10 protein-coding genes are annotated in these 16,391 nt (G+C 70.3%); 2 read left to right on the top strand and 8 right to left on the bottom strand.

Translation table 11 applies throughout. The features are described 5' to 3' along the window. Positions 1–3 precede the first annotated feature (3 nt). The 6 genes from IEZ27_RS18175 to IEZ27_RS18150 all read right to left on the bottom strand — a co-directional run bounded on the left by IEZ27_RS18175 (position 4) and on the right by IEZ27_RS18150 (position 9,801). Entirely contained in the window at positions 4–1,776 is a 1,773-nt protein-coding gene (locus IEZ27_RS18175; protein ID WP_189648277.1) for a beta-N-acetylhexosaminidase, read from the bottom strand. Positions 1,777–1,786: 10 nt separating this feature from the next. Further along, positions 1,787–2,971, bottom strand: coding sequence for an alpha-amylase family protein (locus IEZ27_RS18170; RefSeq protein WP_189648276.1), 1,185 nt, complete (start codon positions 2,969–2,971; stop codon positions 1,787–1,789). Beyond that, positions 2,971–4,617 (bottom strand): extracellular solute-binding protein, encoded by a 1,647-nt coding sequence (locus IEZ27_RS18165; RefSeq protein WP_189648275.1) that lies wholly within the window; start codon positions 4,615–4,617, stop codon positions 2,971–2,973. Before IEZ27_RS18165 ends, IEZ27_RS18170 begins: the two co-directional genes overlap by 1 nt. A 346-nt stretch (positions 4,618–4,963) precedes the next feature. Further along, positions 4,964–5,824, bottom strand: a complete 861-nt coding sequence (locus tag IEZ27_RS18160) for a hypothetical protein (RefSeq protein ID WP_229824084.1) — start codon at positions 5,822–5,824, stop codon at positions 4,964–4,966. 82 nt (positions 5,825–5,906) lie between these two features. After that, positions 5,907–6,512 (bottom strand): hypothetical protein, encoded by a 606-nt coding sequence (locus IEZ27_RS18155; protein WP_189648273.1) that lies wholly within the window; start codon positions 6,510–6,512, stop codon positions 5,907–5,909. Between the two features lie 148 nt (positions 6,513–6,660). Then, complete coding sequence (locus tag IEZ27_RS18150; protein ID WP_229824083.1) at positions 6,661–9,801, bottom strand: S8 family serine peptidase; 3,141 nt, start codon at positions 9,799–9,801, stop codon at positions 6,661–6,663. 180 nt (positions 9,802–9,981) lie between these two features. Between IEZ27_RS18150 and IEZ27_RS18145 the strand changes: the two genes are divergently transcribed. Together IEZ27_RS18145 and IEZ27_RS18140 are read left to right on the top strand one after the other, a co-directional pair. Next, positions 9,982–10,719 (top strand): phosphotransferase family protein, encoded by a 738-nt coding sequence (locus IEZ27_RS18145; RefSeq protein ID WP_189648272.1) that lies wholly within the window; start codon positions 9,982–9,984, stop codon positions 10,717–10,719. Between the two features lie 98 nt (positions 10,720–10,817). Further along, the gene (locus IEZ27_RS18140) at positions 10,818–11,345 is read left to right on the top strand and encodes an EF-hand domain-containing protein (protein WP_189648271.1); all 528 of its coding nucleotides are present in this window, start codon (positions 10,818–10,820) and stop codon (positions 11,343–11,345) included. A gap of 185 nt (positions 11,346–11,530) precedes the next feature. Here the strand turns inward: IEZ27_RS18140 and IEZ27_RS18135 are convergent, their stop codons facing one another. Then, on the bottom strand, positions 11,531–11,908 hold the full coding sequence (locus tag IEZ27_RS18135; protein WP_189648270.1) for an effector-associated constant component EACC1: 378 nt from the start codon (positions 11,906–11,908) through the stop codon (positions 11,531–11,533). A 10-nt stretch (positions 11,909–11,918) separates the two neighbouring features. After that, the gene (locus IEZ27_RS18130; protein WP_407672840.1) at positions 11,919–16,361 is read right to left on the bottom strand and encodes a caspase, EACC1-associated type; all 4,443 of its coding nucleotides are present in this window, start codon (positions 16,359–16,361) and stop codon (positions 11,919–11,921) included. Positions 16,362–16,391 lie beyond the last annotated feature (30 nt).

Here is a 16,391-nt window from a genome sequence, read left to right as displayed (position 1 = left end):
TTCTCAGCTGATGAAACTGGCCGAAGCGACCCTGGCGTACGGCAGGCACTGGGCGATCGCGCCGCCGTCCGGGTAGGGGTCGTGGCGTTCGTAGTCGGGGGAGCCGTGCTCGGCCAGGTGGTCCAGGCGGGCGAGCAGGCCGCCGTAGCGGCGGTCGATCACGTCCCAGCCGAACGGCTTGTTGTCGCCGCACCAGACCCGGCGGTGCAGCTCGCGCAGGCGGCGCACCCCGTCGGCCAGGGCGGGCAGGTCGGCGCCGTCACCGGTGTGCAGCCGGACCTTGGCGGCCAGCACCTCGGCGAGCAGGGCGGGGAAGTCCAGCCGGGCGTCGCCTGGCCTGACCCGCGCGGCCTTCCTCAGCCGGACGGCCAGGTCGTCGTAGTGACCGGCCAGCCAGGGCGGCAGGGCGGAGGTGAGGAAGCCGAGCACCGGGTCGTGCCAGAGCAGCCACTTGGCCGGGTTGCCGCGCCAGGCCACCGGGTCGCCGGAGCCGGGCAGCAGGTCCAGTTCGGCCGCGGCCAGCCAGCCGTCCAAAGTGGCGTCGCACGACCCGGCGAAGTTGGCCGCCAGGTCCGCGTCCGTGCCGCCGTACGCCAGGTCGGTGAAGGACTGGACGGCGGGAAGGGCGGAGAACAGGTCGCACTCGGTGCCGTCGTTGCCCCACATGGTGATGGCCACCTCGGCGAGGCCGGCGTCGCGGGCGGCGGCCATCCCGGCCGACAACGTCGCCAGGGCCTTCGGCAGCGCGGCCCACATGCGGTGATGCGTCCACCCACTGGCCGCGAAGACCGGGTCCTTGCCCAGGCCCTCGCGGTGCCTGCGGATCCACTCGTCGTAGAAGGCGCGCTCGCCGTGCTCGTAGTCCCAGTAGACGAGCTCGACCGGCGCGGGGATGCCGCCCGCGACCCAGGACGGGATCTCGGAGCCGGGGTCGTAGTAGTGGTCGAGGGCCGAGCCGAGCCGGAAGTACATGTCGCTCCAGATCATCGGCCGCAGCCCGCGCTCCTCGCAGATCGCCACCACGCGCTCCAGATGCGCGGACAGGATCTCGAACGAGGGCCGCTCGCCGAAGCGGCGGCGGTACTGGCCCGAGCCGATGCCGTGGGCCTCGTCCATGCCGACGTGCACGCGGCGGCTGCGGAAGCAGGAGGAGACGGTCTCGATCATCCGGCCGATCAGCGCGTAGCCGTCGTCGTCCGCGGCCAGCAACACGCGCTCGGTGTCGCGCAGCGGCCAGAAGCGCGGCCACTGGAGGATCTGTTCCAGGTGACCGAGCGTCTGCACGCACGGGATCACCTCGATGCCCAGCCGGTACGCCTGGTCGTCGATGGCACGCAACTCGTCGGCGGTGTACGCGCCGCGGGCGTAGCCGAACATGGGCTCGCCGGGCAGTTCGTAGACGTCCTCCATGTACAACCAGAGGGTGTCGATGCCCATGAGCGCGCATCTACGCAGGTAGGAGGCGATCGACGCGGGACGCATGACGGCGTTGCGCGACACGTCCAGCATGAGGGCCAGCGATCGGAACGGGCTGGACCCGGCGCTCGGTGACAGGCCGCCCATCGCGACGCCCAGGGCCCGGTAGGCGTCGCGCGGGCGGTCGTAGGTCAGGCGCCAGCCACCCTCCTCCCGCTCGATCGCGTAGCCGGGCGCGTCGCCGGGGACCATCCGGATCCGGGTGGCGTCCGGCCCGTCGCCGAAGCGATGCGGGTACTCGGCGGCGATCTCGGCCAGACCGGGCAGCGGCTCGCCGGAGGAGGTGAGGTGGAGGCGCACGTGGTCTTCCTTAGCTGGTCAGGATCAGGCCGGAATTGGGGATCAGGGTGACCTGGCCGGTGTGGGCCACGCCGTGCGAGTCGGTCCAGGTGCCCGGCGGCAGGGTGACGGTCGCGCTCTGCGTCGAGGACGGGTTCACCAGCGCCTTGCCGAGCTGGTAGTCACGCCGCCAGGCGCCCGAGGCGTCCTGGACGGGCGCGCCCGCCGGGGTGCCGAGGTCGATGTTCAGCTCGGGCCGGTCCAGCCAGACGCCGTACTCGTTGCGCCCGCACAGCGTCAGCATCGTCTGCTGCTCGCGTACCAGCAGGTAGTTGGCGATGATCCAGTCGACCTGCTGCTGACTGGCGTTGGCGAGCGCGGTGGTGGTCGTCTGGTTCACTGTCACGACCGGCTTGACGCCCACGACCGAGCGGTAGAGGGCGAAGGTCTGCGCCCACTCGTCGTCGGTGATGTTGGCGTCGCGGGCGCGGGTGAAGCCGCCCTCGTGCAGCCACAGGTCGACGATCTGTACGGCCTGCGCCGACTGCTGACGCTGCCAGGCGTTGACGCCCAGAGGGCTGATGTTGCCCGCCAGGGCCAGGCCCAGCTTGTGCATCTCCTTCTTCATCCAGCACAGGTAGTCGAGGAAGGCGGCGGCGTAGGCGGGGTCGTCGGTGCCGGAGGCGTACTGCTGGACCCAGGTGCCGTTCTGGTCGTAGTGCCCGGAGGCGGCGGTCCAGTTCCACGGCACCACGTTGTCCATGGCGATCACCTTGTAGCCGAGCGCGGCGGCCGGCTTGACCAGGTTGTCCAGCATGAACTGCCGGGCCGCCGGGTTGGCCATGTCGAGGGTGACGGCCTGGGAGCTGCCCGACTGGAAGACCGGCGTGACCCGGTCCTCCTTGTACATGATCCAGTCGGGGTGGTTGGCCTGGTACCACGACAGGGGACGGTCGGGGCTGTTGTCGCGGATCACCGGCATGTAGCGGCTGGGGACCAGTCCGGCGGGCTGTCCCGTGATGGGGAAGGCGCCCCAGGTGAAGGAGACCTTCCCCTGATACACCGACTTGTCCGGCACCTGGCTGTCGAACACCTGGGCGCGGGCGATGCCGTTCGCGGGCGGGTCCGGCAGCACGAGGGCGGGCCCGCGGGCGGCGTACGCGGTGCCGGGCAGCGCGAGTGTCACGGCGAGGGCGGCCAGCACTAATCGGATCATCAGTTCCTCCCTGATTTCTGCAGCGCGTCCTGGTATTCGGCGCGCGTCTTGTCCCCGCCGCCCGACTTCCAGGCGGCCACGCCCTCGTCCCACGCGGAGACGGGCTTGCGGCCCTGGATGATGTCGGCCTGCAGGTCACGCATCCGCTTGTCGAGCGTGGCGCCCTGGCTCTGGTCGGTGGCCGAGTAGAGGCCCCCGATCGGCCAGGACTCGGCGTTGACGAGGGCGGCCTTCTCGGCCTCGTACTCGTTCCTGGTGATGTCGGGGAAACCGGGCGCGTAGTGCACGACCGGCGAGGCCGCGATGTAGAGGGTGGGCACGGTGGTCTCCGACTTGCCCGCGTCGGTGTGGATCGGGTCGCTGCCCTTGAGCGTGAAGTCCCAGTCCTTGACCCCGTAGACACGCTGGCGGTGCTCGGCGGTGCCGAAGGGCGAGACCAGCCAGTTGAGCACCCGCAGCACCTCTTCGATGCGCTCCTTGGGCGCCTTCTTCAGCCCGGTGATGGAGAAGACGGCCGGGCCGAGGTAGGTGGGCGCGGGGCCGCCGCCGTCGAACTTCGGCGGCTGCAGGGCCTTGAGCTCGGCCTTCGGGTCGGCGGCGCGGGCGGCGATCGCGATGTTGGACCAGGTGGACGCGCCCACGTGGATCTTGGTGGCGCCGCTGGACATCCAGGCGACCTTCTGCGCGCCGGTGGCGGTGAAGGCGTCGGGGTGGAAGACCTGGTCCTTCCACAACCCGGCGACGACCTCCAGGGCCTTCTTCATCTCGGGCTGCTCGTAGTTCTTGGTGAAGCGGCCGCCCTCGACCTTCCAGTTGTTGGCGACGCCGAGCATGGCGCCGACGAACTCCAGCGTGCTGAGCGGCTCGTCGATGGCCCACTTGTTGGCGGAGGGCTCGGTCAGGCCCTTGAGCAGGGCGATGAACTCGGCGCCCGACCGTACGTCCAGGCTCAGGCCCTTGGCGGCGACGATGTCGGCGCGGGCGGAGGCGGCCAGGCGGATCGCCGGCAGGTGGATGGGGATGCCGTAGATGCCGCCGTTGTAGACCGTGGACTGCCAGCTCGTGGTCGGGATGTTGGCGAGGCCGGGGTAGTCCTTGATCTTGTCGCCGGAGAGGAATTCCGATAATTCCTGAAATTTCGCCTCAAGGAGGCCGGGGAGCTGCGGGGTGTTGGCCCGTACCTCCATGGTGTCCGGCAGGTCGCCGCCGGCCATCATGGTCTGGAACTTGTTGACGTAGTCGGCGGTGGGCGCGCCGGTGATCCTCAGCTCGGCGCCGAGGGCCTGGTTGAGCGCCTGCCAGTAGCGGTTGCCGGCCAAGGGGGTGGGCGGGGTGTTCATGGTGCAGAGGGCGTGCACGGTGCCGCCGCGCGCCGGGACCTCGGTGGTGAACTTCACCGGGTCCGCCGGATAGGCGAAGAACGCCGGCAACACGCCGTCGGCCGTGGCCGGCAGATCCGCCTTGAGCCCGGTGAAGGGCACGTGGCGCGGCAACGTCACCTGAGCGTTGGCCCGAGCGCCACTGGTACCGCTGCCCGCGCCACCGCCGCCCGAGCCGCACGCGCCCAGCGCGCCCAGCGCGCCCAGCGCGGCGAGCCCGAGCGCGCCCTGCAGGAGCTGCCGCCTGCCCAGTCGGTTTGCGTCCATACGGTCGCCACGTCCTTTCGTGATCGCCCGCTCGTCGGGGGGTGGGCACACGATCGCAAGCGCTTGCCTATATTGTCAATAGAGGTCTCAGATAGCCCGCTTCTGGGCACAAAGCCGGTTGGCAATCGCTTGCCATCGTTGCGCACACGGCAACACTCGGACAGGACGCGACGCGCTCACACCCCACCCCTGGACCACGGCGCCCCAACCGCCGTGGACCCGCCACGCGCAGTCGCGGTTTCCGGAACGCCGTCCAGAAAAAGGGCTACCGGGCCCGAAAAAAAAGCGCCTCCCGGCCGATCAAGCATCGGCCTGAGGGAGGCGCTGATTTCTTACTGAGATGTTCTCAGCGAACGACCATGAATGCGTCCGGCAAACGAACGACGGCGGCACCGGACTGGGACTCGCCGAACCCCCAGCCCGCGACAACGGAACAGCCGGCGAATTCCAGGACATCGGCCCACGGCCAGTGCCCGGTGCCGCAGTAGAAGCCGCCCTCGCTACGCGCGTCGTCCTCGGAGAGGCAGAGCATTCGGAGATGGTCGCGGAGCGCGGGATGCGTGACCGCGCCAAGCCTTTCCTCCCACGGCTCGCCGGCGGAACGCACGCGGTTCATGTCGTGAATCGACACCAGGTGTTCGGGCCCGCGTTCGGTGAACGTGGCGGCCCGCATCGCGTCGGTCAGAGTGCCGTCGGTGGCGACGCGCAGCAACACGGTCAGCCAGCTGTTCAGCTTCCCGGAGTTCGTGCCGGTCAGGTCGACGCCATGGCGGCCGAGGAGCGGTCCCAACTCCGCGCCGAGCACCAGCGATTCACCGGACTCGGCGACCGAGGAGACGGTCCGCAGGTCCGCGACGAACGCGTCGTCGAACGGCCGGGGGCCCTTGTGCCCGCCGTCGCCCCACGGTCCCGTTCCCGCCAGGAGATCGGCGTCGAAGCAGAACAGCGACTCGCTCAGGTTGAACCGCCATGTCCAAGGGGAGAAGGGATATTCGCCGTCCGAATCCGGAAGGTGTCTCGGCTCCCGGCTTGAAAGCGCGTCGGGGGTGGCCCAGGGATTCGGGAACAGGAACTCGTCGAGGGGGTCCGAGGCGTAATACACGCCGTATCCGGCGGCGGGGTCGGCGGCCGGTTTTCCGTCGAGCAGGATCTCGAAGGCGCCGTCCAGAGCGGCGCCCCACCCGCCGAGGTCCGTCTCGGAAGTCACGATGAGCACTCCTTCATGTCGTGTCGCATGGATTGACCGCTGCTTTTCGGCGCCGGTAAAGCCGCATGACGCGGATCCCGGTTCACAGGAGCACCCACGGCTTCAGGAACGGATCCCACTTCACCGCCACGAGCCCGCCGTACCGCTCGGCCAGCCTGCGGCGCAGAGCCTGGTCCAAGTCGTTCGTCTCAAGGACGATCCGGTTCGTCTCCGCGTCGATCCCCGCGCCGAGGGCGCTGGGCTCCTCACGCAGGCCGAGCCTGTCCTCGAACAGCTGCTTCAGCGCGGCCTGACTGTTCGTGACCCGCCGTACCTCCGGGACGATGTCGTATCTGACCTGCTGTCCCTCGGACCAATACGTCCCCGAGAGCACCGGAGCGGCCAGCGCGCGCCCTCGTGCCGTGACGTAGGGGGCGACGAGCCGGTACCGTCCGCCGTGGGCGATGTACGGGGGAGCGAGGTCGTACGGATTGGCCTCGGCCCGCTGCTCGGCGAGCAACTGCGCCTGGTTGAAGGACTCGATGTCCGCGTACGACCTGAGCAGCACGGGCGAGACGGGCTCGTAGTAGACCTCGGCCGCCTCGTCCGTGGCCGGTTGGACGATCACCCGCAGCTCGCCGGGCAGGAACAGGGGCGCCGCCGTGACGGCGTAGACCAGCAGCAGCATGCAGATCGTCTTTAATCGCATGCGCGCAGAGCTTAACGGGAAGCCGCACCGCCGTAATGATCAAGCGGGATTCCGGGTGTGCTCGTCCCGGAGCTTTGCATGATCAAGCGGGATTCCCGGTGTGCTCGTCCCCGAGCTCTGCGCGCGCTGAGCGACTAGCCGCCCGCTGTCAGGCGATCCGGTAGGCGCGGATGATGGTCTGCTCCACGGTGCCGCCGCCGCCGGTGGCGCGGGCGCGCAGGGACACGAAGCCCGCCGCGGCCGGGTGGCGCAGCCGTACGGCGCCGCCGGTGACCGGTGCCGGCTGCCAGGTGCGGCCGTCGTCGTAGGAGACGTCCACGGACGGCTTCCGTACCGTCCCCGCCGGTCCGCGCACCACCACCGGCACCGCGAACGCCCGCCCGGCGGGCGCGGTCCCGGCCGGGTCCAGCGCGGGCGAGAAGGCGACGACCGGCAGCGGCAGCGCCCCGTCCCGGCCGCCGGCCGAGCGGAACGTCCAGGTGACCGCCGTACGCGTGGAGATCGGCCGCGAACCGCGCTCGGCCTCCACCTCCAGCCGGTACGCCGCCTCCCCGGCGGGCACCCCGAACTTGGCCCCCATGTACGGCTCCTCCGCCACGAGCTCGCCGTCACGGTAGAGGGCGATCCGCGCCCTGGACACCTCCGACAACCCCGGATGCCCGGCCCCGTCGGCGTAGAGCAGCGGGAACGCGGAGATCACGTCACCCTCGCGGGAGATCAGTGGCGTGTCCTCTTCGTCGATCGGCGCGGGGCCGAAGACGCCGCGGTTCCAGATCTCGTCGTACGCGCGTCCCGCCTCGTACCTGGTGGCGGCCGAGTCCAGGAAGCCTCCCCAGGTCGGCCCCATCTCCATATAGCCGTTCTTCCAGCGGATCCCGCCGTCGGTGTTGACGTACTCCGTGTGCCTGAACGGCGGCCGGAAGTCGGTCGAGAACACGATGTTGAAGTACGGCCGGTCCGCGGGCCAGGCGCCGCTCGCGATCTCCGCGTACGTGTCGGGCATCGGCGCGCCGTAGTCCCTGCGGACCGTGGCCAGGTCCTCGCGCCCGACCCGGCGGCTGAAGCCCGTGGGCACCTGTCCCCGGACGAACCACGCCAGCCGGTACGCCTCGGCGCTGCCCGTCAGGTCACCGCCCGGCCCTGGCACCGCCCAGTTCCCCGCGACCGTGGTCAGCAGGTCGTACCGGCCGGACCCGACCTGCGCGGTACGGATGCGCGGCGCGGCGTCGAACAAGGTGGCCGTCACGCTCATGTAGTAGGGGGCGCCGTCGAGCGTACGGCCGCTGTAGATCACATCGGTCAGCAGGTGCCTGGCCGCCGGGTCCGGCGCCGCGATGGACACCGGCCGCGCCTCGGCCGGATCCAGCCGTACGGACCGGTCCCGGTCCAGGCGCAGGCCGGGGTGGACCAGCATGGTGAAGCCCTGGTCGTCGACGGTCTGGCTGTCGATGACGTAGGTGCCCTTGGCCAGCCGCAGCGTGACCTTGCCGCCCGGCGGGACGGTGACCGGGTTCAGGTCCTTCCTGTCGACGTCGGTCCGGTAGACAGTGGTCGTCGCCTCCGCAGCGCCCGTCCGGTCGAGGGTCAGCTCGTAGCTCTCGACCTCCTTGACCACGGCCAGCGGCGTGCTCACCGACGTGCCGCCCTCGGCGGTGGCCTCCAGGTACCCGCCGAGCGGCCCGTCGGGCGCGTCGCCGCGGGTGTCGGCGGTGACGGTCGCCTCCGCCCGGCCGCCGGCGGGCACGGTCAGCGTGCTGGGCGTCACCGTGAACACGGACGCGCCGGCCCGCGGCGACAGGCGCAACGTCACCGGCTCGGGCCCGTCGTTGCGGTAGGCGATCTTCCTGGTGACCGGCTCGTCGTCGTCGTGCGGCCAGGCGACGCGGCCGAAGCTCACGGACGCCGGCGACGTGGTCACCGTCTGGCCGATCGCGCGGGCCACGTCGACCCGGCCGGCGCCCTGGGTGAAGATCCCGGTGTCCGGCTGCGGCCGGGCTGTGGCCGTCAACGCGCCCTTGAGCTGCTCGGGCGTCCAGTCCGGGCGCAGCCCGGCCAGGATCGCGGCCGACCCGGCCACGTGCGGGGTGGCCATGGAGGTGCCGGACATCGCGACGTACGGGCCGTCGCCGGGTGAGTCCTTGCCGCGCGCCGCCGTGATGGCGACACCCGGCGCGGTGAGGTCGGGCTTCAGCGCCGAGTCGCCCGGACGGGGACCGGCGCTGGAGAAGAGGGCCGCCCGGTCCGACCGGTCCACCGCGCCGACCGACAGGGCCGCGTCCGCGGTGGAGGGCGAGGAGACGCTGCCCGGCTTGCCGGTGTTGCCGGCGGCCACGACGAAGAGGATGCCGTACCGCTCGGAAAGCGTCTGGACGGCCTCCTCCAGAGGGTCCAGGCCGGGGGAGTCCGGCGAGCCGAGGCTGAGGTTCGCCACCTTGGCGCCCTGCTCGGCGGCCCACTGCATGCCTGCCAGGATCGCCGAGTCGGCGCACCAGCGCTCGGCGCACACCTTGGCGTCCAGGAGCGTGGCGCCCGGCGCGACGCCGCGGTAGCGCTCGCCGGTCCCGGCGATGGTCGAGGCCACGTGGGTGCCGTGCCCGACGACGTCCGCGTCTGTGTCGGTGCCGGCGAAGTTCCGGCGGGCCACGACCTTGCCGGCCAGGTCGGGATGGGTGTCGTCGATGCCGGTGTCCAGGACGGCGACCTTCACGCCGGCCCCCGTGTAGCCCTTCGCCCAGGCGGTGGGCGCGCCGATCTGCTTGACGCTGGCGTCCAGGGAGAGCGTCGCCCGGCCGTCCAGCCAGACCTTGGCGGTGCCGGCGGACAACGAGTTCCGTAGGTCCGCCCAGGAGCCGGCGGCGGCGTCGTAGCGTACGGCGGCGCCGTTCACGGCGGGCAGGTCGAGGGTCACCGCCATGCCCTTGGCGGCCAGGCCGGGCCGCCGGGCGCCGTCCGGGCCCGCGACGATGAGGGGCAGGGCGCCGGGGCCGTACTCCAGCAGGGTCGTCACGTCGAACAGGCGCGGGTCGAGCCGGCCGCCGGCCAGCAGGGGAGAGGCGTCGCCGGGGACGACGCGCAGCCGGTCGCCGAACTTGCGCGTACTGAAGACGACGTTCTTACGGCCCTTGCCCGGCGAGACGCGCACGGCGTCGGCCGTGACGGTCACCCGGTCGCCCGTGATCAACGTCACGGTACGGGCAGGGCCGCCCGGCGGCGGCGGCGCCGCCGCACTGGGCTGGGTGGCTCCGAGGAGCATGACGGTCAGCGAGATCGCTGTCGTTCTGAAGATCACATTCCCTATTGGCGGGACGCGCGTCCCTTCTTCACGGGCCGACCGGGCGCGGGTGATCGCTCGGACACCACCCCGCCGGCGCCGTGCACGAGGCCGCCGGACGATCGCACGCGGTCAGGCGTGCCCTCCCGCGCGAAAACCCGTGGCGACATCGATGATCGCCCCGAGACAATGGCCGGCATGGAGGAGCTGGAGGTCGTCGTCGCCCACAACGAGCGTGCGACGCTGCGGGTTGGGGACGTGTTCCTGAAGATCGATACCGATCAGACACGTACCGACGTCGAGGTCGAGGCGATGGCCATCGCGCCGATCCCGACTCCGGAGGTCCTGTGGCGCAGGCCGCCCGTGCTCGCGCTCGCCGCCGTCCCCGGGACGGCGCTCGGCCGCCTCGGCGAACCGTCCACCGCGTCACCGGCGGCCTGGGCCGCCGCTGGCGCCGCCATACGGACGTTGCACGACGCGCCCCTGCCGCCCTGGCCCGGCCCGAGCCTCGACGAGATCGCCTCGCGCCTCGACGGCGAATGCGAACGGCTCCTCGCGGACGACGTCCTTCCCGCCGACCTGGTCACCCGCAACCGCAAGGTCGCCGAGGCCGCACTCCGGCCGTGGACACCGGTGTTCACGCACGGCGACCTGCAGATCACCCACGTGTTCGTCGACGGTGACCAGGTCACCGGCGTGATCGACTGGTCCGAGGCGAGCCGGGGCGATGCCATGTTCGACCTGGCCATCCTGACGCTCGGGCACGAGGAGCGCCTTGGCGACGTCCTGGCCGGCTACGGCACCGACGTCGACCTCGACGTGATCCGCGCGTGGTGGTCGTTGCGAAGCCTGGTGGCGGTCCGCTGGCTGGTCGAGCACGGCTTCGACCCGTTCGCGCCGGGCTGCGAGGTCGACGTACTCCGCTCCCGGATGTGAGCCTTCCACACTGCGTGACAAGTTCGTCACTCAAATGGCTATGGTCACGTTTAGTGATCTCTCGACAGCATTGAGTCTCCCGAAAAATGGAGGCGAATGTGGCCAGTGAGTTCCAGCGGAGAAAGGTCGGCGGAGTCTTCCGGGCGATGGACGCGGACGGCGACGGCCTGCTGACCCAGGCCGACTTCCAGGCGCTCGCCCAGCGCTGGACGGCCGTCGCGGGGGCCGTCGACCCGGAGCGACTGGCCTCCGTCATGACCGGTTGGTGGCCGGTGCTCCGGGCCGCCTCCGTCCCCGGCGGCGACGAGGGCGTCTCCCTCGACGAGGTGCTTCGCGTCGTGGAAGGGCTCGGTGACATGGCCGACGCGGTCTCCGGCACCGCCGACGCGATGTTCGAGGCCATCGACCTCAACGGCGACGGCCGCATCTCCCGTTCGGAGTACGGCGCGCTCATCGAGACGTGGAACGGGACGCCCTCGGCGACCGATGAGATCTTCCCGCGCCTCGACCTGGACGGCGACGGCCACCTCACCCGCGACGAGTTCCGCACCCACTGGACCGAGTTCTGGTCCGGCGACGACCCGAACGCCCCCGGCTCCTACGTCTTCGGCGCACTGACGGAATAACCCGTCCTCCACCAGCGCGCGACCACCTGACGATCTACGTGAAGCCGCGAAGACGACGCCGCCCGTCTTCGCGGGGATCCGCGACGGCATCCCGGACCCGCCGTAGCAAGACCGCCACCGGACTGCCGCAGTACGGTTTGACCGTCTTGTGAACGCCCCGGTTCCGAGAGACGGGAAACCGCTCGTTACGGCTTGTTCGCCGTTTCGTCGAGGATGCGGGTGAGATGCTCGGTGAGCTCCCGCATCCCTGCGGCGTCCAGATTCTTGACTCCGGTGGCGGAGACCTCCAGGCTCGACTGTCCTTCGCGGGTGAACTTGACCGTCACCGATCCGCGCTGTGCCCGCAGCCAGGCGATGATGACGGTCGCCGCCGTTGCGAACGCTCCACCGCTGCCCAACGCAAGCTGCAGGCCGTCCACGACCGGGCCCAGCGCGCCCGGCTCGGGATCGTGTTGCACGACCCGCACGTTGCGGCGCAACTCCGGCTCGTCGGACAGCCAGGTGTGCAGGTCCCATGTCATGTCGGCGGTGTCGTCGCTTTGGAGGCTCAGCTGAACGGCCAAGGAGACTCCTTCATTCGTCGGTGATCGGGGTGAGTCTTCCGTTCTCGCAGGGCGGGTCATACGGCAGGCCAGGAACGTAGCGCTGCCATTCCTCCTCGGTCATCATGGTCACGTTGAGCGCGCAGATGCGGGCGGCCACGCGGTTCTCGTCCAGGTCCCAGAGTCGTACGGTGTTGTCCTCGCCGACGCTGGCCAGGAGATCGTCCACCGGGCTGAAGGACACCGCGCGCACCGGCCCCTCGTGCGCCTGAAGTGTGATCGCCAGGCGGGGGCTGCCGGCCACATCGAAAACGCGGACGGATCTGTCGTCGCCTCCCACCGCGAGCAACGTGCCGCGCCGGTCGAAGGCCAGTTTCAGGGCACGTCCCATGACGTCGGGGAGCACGGCCTTCGGCGCCGGCCGCGCGGGATCGGAGATGTCCCAGAGCCGCACCGGCTGGTCGTCCGCCGCCACGGCGAGCACCTTGGCCGCCGGGTCGATCGCGATGTTGTTGATCGCCCTTTTGCCGCCGGTGAGATTGGCGATGCCCCGAGGCCGCTTGGGGTCGGAGACATCCCAGACGCGGATCGAGCCGTCGTCTATGCCGCCGATCAGGATGCGTCCCGTCGGGTCCATGGCGAGGGACACGGGAGCCGGTGGATTGTCGCCCGTTCCGAGACTGATCGAGGACAGTTGGCCATCGAGGCGGCCCTGTGCGTCGAGGGACCAGATCTGGATGGGCACGGCTCCGCGCAGCGTGGTTCCGGTGCCACCGCTCGGCTCGGCGCCGAGCGCGAGGATCCGCCGGTCCTTCGCCACGACCAGGCCGGCCGCCTGCCCGAAGTCGACTGTTTTACGTTGCCTTATCTCTGACGGCTTCCCGTCTTTTGAGGAGTCATACAATGACTGGCCGATGCTTCCGGAAAAATACAGGCGCTTGCCGTCCGCCGTGAAGGCGAGCACGGATTCGGTGTTGTTGGTTCCTCCCTCCAACATTGCTGATGAGTGCAAACCGCCTTCCGGCGTGATGTCCCAGATTCGCACGCCGTCCATTCCCGCCGATGCGAGGGACTTTCCGTCCGGCGAGAACGTGACCACATTGGGGAGGTCGGAGTGCGAGGCGATCGGCCACTGGGCCAAGGTCCAGATCCGCACCGCCCCGTCGTTCCCCGCTGTGGCGACCGAGTCTCCGGAGGGAGAGAAGTCAAGAGCCTGAACCGGTCCGACCTGTGGCAGCGAGTAGACGACGCGTTTGGCGGCCACGTCCCAGATCCGCACCATGTCCTCATTCTGGTAGGCGGCGGCAAGCAGGGATCCGTCCGGGCTGAACGAGACGCTCGTAGGTCGTTCCGATGTTTTCTGATTGAGTTTCAGATCGGCCAGCTTCTTCGGCTCGGCGGGATTCTCTACGTCAAAGACGGCCAGTGAGACGAGCATATCGGCAACGGCGAGCCTGGTGCCGTCGCTTGAGAAGTCGGCGGTGCCCGCCCCGGCCGAGCTCGGCAATAGTGAATAAGATTCCGGACGATAAGGGTCGCGGACATCCCAGAGCTCCGCGTTCCACGAGCTCTGGGTTACCAGGAGCGTTTGCCCGTTCGGCGAGAAAGCGAGAAACCAGGACCCGCCGATGGAGAACCCGCCGAGCTGGGCGGCGATCCGGTCCGGGGTTCTCGCGTCGAACAACACCGTCGGCCCCGACGGCCCCGAAGCCGCGATCAGCTGCCCGTCATGGCGGACGGCCGTCGTCCAGGCGCCCTTGGTCTGCGACAACGGGCCGATCAGCTTGGGACGGGCGACATCGCTCACGTCCCACAACTGGGAGGCGGCGTCCCCTCGGTAGTTGACCAGGACCGACTTGCCGTCGCCCGACCAGACGGCCTCGTAGACGGTGCCGTGCGGCAGATCAGGCTCCTTCAGCATGCCCACCTGGCGCTGCCGCGCGACATCCCAGAACCGCACCGTGTTGTCGGAGCCGATGCTCGACACCACGCGGCCGTCAGGCCGGAAGGCGACGCCGATCACCGGACCGGTGTGTCCGCTCAGCTTGATGCCTGTGGGGGTGCCGGACGCCGAGAGGAGGCTGCTCTGAGCCTGCTCGGTGGGGGAGATGCGATAGGCGATCAGGCTGAGCTGCGCTGCCGTCCCGGGGTCGCGTCCACGCATGGCGTCGGCGCGGAAGGCCCCTTGCCGGGAGAGCGTGAGAATCTGCTCGCGCCGGGTATCGGCCTGCAGCTTCAGAGCGATTCCGCCGCCCGCCGAGGCGAGGACGGTCAGCATGGCCAGGCCCGCGATCGCCCAGCGGCGCAGGACCACCCGCCTGCGCTCGAGTCGCCGTTCGTTCTCGCGGTTCTGGACGCCGGCGTGCAAGAACTCCTGCGTCTTCGGATCCAGCTCGCCCGCCCGGGTCTCCGCCCAGGCCAGGGCGTTGTCCAGGCGCGGGCCGCGGTCGAGGAGACTGGGATGCCGTCCGTCGTCGTGCCAGGCCTTGGCCGCGTCCTCCAGACGTTGCCGAACGAGCTCTCCAGCCCTGTCGTTCTCGATCCAGCCCCGCAACGTCGGCCAGTGCCGCAGCAGTGCCTCGTGCGCGATCTCCGCGGTGCCCGCGTCCAGGGTGATCAGCCGGGCGGTGACGAACGCGCTGAGCACGCGCTCCGCCTCGGTCCGCGCGACCGTCCCGGAGGCGGGCAGGAGCTCGGTCAACGCCACTGATCTGCGTGTGTCCGCCGTCCCGTCGCCGAGGCGTACCAGACGGATCATGATCCGGCGTGCCAGCAGCTCTCTGGACGTGCCCAGCCTGCGCATGACCTCGTCAGCCGTGTTGGCGATGGCCTGGGTGATCCCGCCGGTCGCCCGGTAGGCCGCCAGGGTCAGGACGTCGCCCACGCGGTGCTGCCAGGTGACGAGCAGGGCGTGGGAGAGCAGCGGGAGGTTGCTGTGGGAGCCGGGTGCCTCGCTGTACGCGCCGAGGTCCTCCAACAGCAGCTGGACGAGGCCCGCTTCCAGCGCGAGACCTTTGACCTGGGCCGGTTTCTCGATCACTTCGCAGAGCTCGGCCGTGTTCATGGCGCTCACGATGAACGGGCTCGCCATGGCGGCGAGGAGTTCGGGATGGGCGGCGCAGTGGCCGAAGAAGTCGGAGCGCAGGGCGATGACCACGACGGAGCTGGTCAGGGCCGCCAGGGCCGCGACGAAGCTCCTGCGCCGGCGTTCGTCGGAGCAGTCCGTGAACGTCTCCTCGAACTGGTCGACGATCACATGGAGCCGGTCGACGGCGGGGTTGGCGCTGATCGCCTCGGCGAGGAGCCGGTCTGCGACGGCGGCGTTCTCCTCTATCTGCCGGACCAGTTCCGCGGTGGACGGCTGCGACTCTTCCGGGCCGCGTCCGAGCGCTGTGACGCGCCTGACAAAGGAGGTGAGAGGGTCGGGGCCGGGGCTGAGGATCAGCGACCTCGCACGCGGGTCGGCGGCCCGGAGCGCGGGGACCACCCCCGCGCGCAGCAGCGACGACTTGCCCGAGCCCGAAGGTCCCGTGACCAGGATCGGGCCGTGGCCCGGGTCGGTCGTACCGATCCTGGCCGCCAGGTTCTGAGTCAGCTCGTCCCGGCCGAAGAAGTACCGGGCGTCCTGCGCCCCGTACGCGGCCAGTCCTCGATAGGGGCTGTCGTCGTCCCCCGGGGTCCGAGAGGGGACCGGCGGCGGCTCGGGTGATCGGTAGGCCACGTTCGGCGCGAGCACCTGCATGCCGCCCAGATCGAACGCCTGCCGCCGCGGGCGCGGCAGTCCCATCTCCGGTAGAACCCGGGCGAGGTGCCGGTAGACGTGGTCCAGCGTGAGCCCGGGAGGCCCGGCTGGATCACCGGAGTCGAGCAACTCGATGAGTGCACTGGTGAACGCCGTGTACGGCTTCCCCGGCAACACCCATGCCCGCTCGCCGGCGCTCGACGCGCTCAACAGATAGGCCCCCGGCCACGGGGTGTCCAGCAGATCCAGCCCCGCGGGCGACCCGATGGGGTTCGCCCTGCCGGCGAAACAGCAGTCGAGCACGATCACGACGAGCTCGGCGGGTGACTGCGACAGTGTGAGCCGCAGCGACGAGAAGGGCAGCGCCTGGTATGCGGGGTCGCCCACGCTGAGATCCATGCTCGCCTGCGTCGCCAGGTAGAGCTTGCGGTCCGGGCCGATGACGCCATGGCCGACGAAGTGGAACAGCATGACCGTCGTCGCAGCCGCCGCCATGCGGCTGACGGCGTTGATCAGCCGCGCCGGGTCCTCGGGGTCGAGGAGGGTCTTCATCCGGGCGGGGGCCAGCCCCGCATGTTCGGTGAGGCACCGGCCGAGCTGGATCACCGTAGGGGCCGCAGCCGGCACCTCGGGGAACCGCGAACCCTCACGATGCGCCCCACTGCCGACGAGGAGCGCCCTGGCGCCCGCCGACTCTAAGAACAACCCGGCACCGTTCTGGGATGAAGGCATGGCAGTCAACTGCGGCTCCCCTGCGGCCGA

It is taken from the genome of Nonomuraea spiralis (assembly GCF_014648435.1).
GTDB classification, from domain to species: Bacteria; Actinomycetota; Actinomycetes; order Streptosporangiales; family Streptosporangiaceae; genus Nonomuraea; species Nonomuraea spiralis.
The sequence above is the reverse complement of the archived record's forward strand: the minus strand, read 5'-3'. Positions and strand labels throughout refer to the sequence as shown.